This window comes from Geomonas sp. Red276 (genome assembly GCF_054784495.1).
Genome location: NZ_BLXW01000077.1, coordinates 1 through 2,678, shown reverse-complemented (window position 1 = coordinate 2,678; position 2,678 = coordinate 1). Strand labels below are relative to the sequence as shown.

The window sequence follows — 2,678 nt, the reverse complement described above, 5'->3', positions numbered from 1 at the left end:
CTTGTGGGGCACGGTGGGTTCTCCTTCTGAGGTTTGGTCGTTGGCGCTTCCAAACTACCAGAAAAACTCACTGTGTCCCTTCTTTTTTACCCCTCCTTCAGGGTGGTGCATTTTGAACTAGAATTCATCGTGCATGAGTCGGAGTAGGCCGTCGTGACTGAGAACATCAGCAGAATCTGTAGACCGATAAGTACGAATCGGAATCTCCTCATAAAAAAACATCCTCAAATAAGTGAATCGTGACAACGGAGACGAGCCATTGCCTTTGCCGATAGTAGATATGTTGACTGCACGGCGCTACCGTTCTTCACCTTCTGCATCCCGACGCGCTGAAAGCACACCCGTTGGCTATATACGACGGGGCTCTACTTCGTGAAACAACGCTTCGGTTCCGACAGCACTGCAACGTTTTCTCCGTGCTTCAACTATTTTCCTGTAGACCTCCTCTGCATTGCTGATGTCTTGGAACCTGGGGTAAATGACAATGGCTTGGCCTCCAGTTCGGCCTCCCCACAGCGACCTGTAAATCGGCGGCAGTGAAAAATCGATCGTCCCACTTCCGTCTTTATCTATGTTCACAAGCTTTATCTCGGGAAGTTCTGTCAGCTCAATGAGTTGAGGAGGGAGTTGAGGGATTCCAATGTGCAATGTAAAGGTCTTTCTTTTTCCGGAGTAAGGACCAAAACTGATCAAGATGTGCTGATCTGTTACAACATATCTAGTCCGTTTACGAAGCATTGCGTCGTCAACAAACCTGCCGAACAAGCTATAACCCGCAACCAATAACAGGACAGCTCCGCAATAATAAAATATCAATGGAAAGCCCGTGGAAGTGAAGATGAAGGCAACTATAGAGGCGGCAAAAACGAAAAAAAGCATGTACACCATGGTCAACGGGAGATCTTTCCTCCTAAACAATAATCCATGCTTCGGCCTCCCCTGCCAGATGATGGTTTCATTCAGGCTAATACTGTGCTCCGTTTCGATACTTTTCATACACATCTCCAAATCCATATGATTAAAGAAGCATTAGTTGTTTTAACCACGGATATCTCTCTGCCCAGTATTCAACGAAGTTCACCAAAACGTCTGTGTCACAGTTTCTGTAGACTCCAGACGCAGATGGCATGTAAGAGGTGAAGTTGTCATATGGGTTTTTATAGACATACATGAATACGTCTAGGAACTGGTTTTTTGACAGCAGATCTTTAATTTTGTCATCGGGAATTAACGGTGCAGAGAGACTGCCCCAAAAACATTTGCTGCTAGTGGAAATGTCCCACGCCCCGCTGACAACACCGCCGCTAAGAGCACCCCGAGGGGGACGTAGTTCACTTGGTTCACATGCAGTCCAACAGTGGTAGACTGGGTGAATGCCAAGGTCTTCGCGTCTCAATATTGCCGGCCTGCTCCAGCACGTGATGGTGCGAGGGATCGAGAAAAGAGCCATATTTCTCGACGATCGCGACCGCTCGGATTTTTTGGGGCGCCTGTCCCGACTGCTCTTGAAGACCCAGACAGATTGTTTGGCCTGGGCACTTCTCTCCAACCATGCACACCTTCTTGTACGACCGACCAAGGAGACGCTGCCAGAGATGATGCAGCGGCTTCTTACCGGCTACGCCGTCACCTTCAACCTTCGGCATCGACGTTGCGGCCACCTCTTCCAGAACCGCTACAAGTCCATTGCCTGCGAGGAGGACACCTACCTGCTAGAGCTGGTCCGATATATCCACCTCAATCCGCTTCGGGCAGGCCTCGTGCCGTCGATGCCAAGGCTGGACTCCTATAAATGGTGCGGGCACGCCGGCGTTATGGGGCTCTCCCTTCTCCCCGGACAGGTTCTTGAGGATGTCCTCTTGCTGTTCGACAACGACCTCAAGAAGGCAAGGAAAAAGTACCATGCCTTCGTCGTCGACGGCATCCCGCTGGGCAGAAGAGACGAACTTGTCGGCGGCGGACTGCAGCGACACTTGAAGCTGGCCGGCAGTAACGGGTTCGAACCCTACGACGAGCGCATCCTCGGCAGTGGGAAGTTCGTCGAACACGTGTGGCACGAAACCGAAGCAACAGAGACTGCGGCTGGGCCATTGGAGTCTCTCGACACCATCATGGAACGTGTTGCCGCTGTATTCGACTCCGACCTGTCCTCATTGCTGGACGGCAACAAGCAGAAAAGGTATTCAGATTGCCGTGCCGTCATATGCTTCATTTCCACACAAAAGTTCGGCTACCGCGGGATTGCAGTGGCAAGAAAGCTGGCAATCTCGAAAGCCGCCGTGGTCGCTGCAACAAGTAGAGGGGAGAGTCTTTGCAGGACAATACCGAAGCTACTTGAGATGACCAGAAGTTGAATACTCGTCGTCCCCCGCAGCCCCAGATGAACCTCCCCTCCCTCGCTGATTGATCTGTCACCTCGGCTTCAGGCTCCCTGCCGCCAAGGAAGTGAACCAAGTGAACTACGTCCCCCTCAGCATATCCTTGCCGTTGAGCCATTGGACAGTAATGATGTGTTAGGGATAGGCATCCCGGTACTGGTTACCACCCTCGATGAATTCTAGTTCAAAATGCACCACCCTGAAGGAGGGGTAAAAAAGAAGGGACACAGTGAGTTTTTCTGGTAGTTTGGAAGCGCCAACGACCAAACCTCAGAAGGAGAACCCACCGTGCCCCACAAG

General features: G+C 51.3%; 2 protein-coding genes. One reads left to right on the top strand and one right to left on the bottom strand.

The window, feature by feature from the left end; translation table 11 throughout:
- Nucleotides 1-348 precede the first annotated feature (348 nt).
- The gene (locus ACYVL5_RS23430) at nucleotides 349-996 is read right to left on the bottom strand and encodes a hypothetical protein (RefSeq protein WP_460597965.1); all 648 of its coding nucleotides are present in this window, start codon (nucleotides 994-996) and stop codon (nucleotides 349-351) included.
- A 377-nt stretch (nucleotides 997-1,373) separates the two neighbouring features.
- Between ACYVL5_RS23430 and ACYVL5_RS23425 the strand changes: the two genes are divergently transcribed.
- Complete coding sequence (locus ACYVL5_RS23425; RefSeq protein WP_460597964.1) at nucleotides 1,374-2,354, top strand: transposase; 981 nt, start codon at nucleotides 1,374-1,376, stop codon at nucleotides 2,352-2,354.
- Nucleotides 2,355-2,678 lie beyond the last annotated feature (324 nt).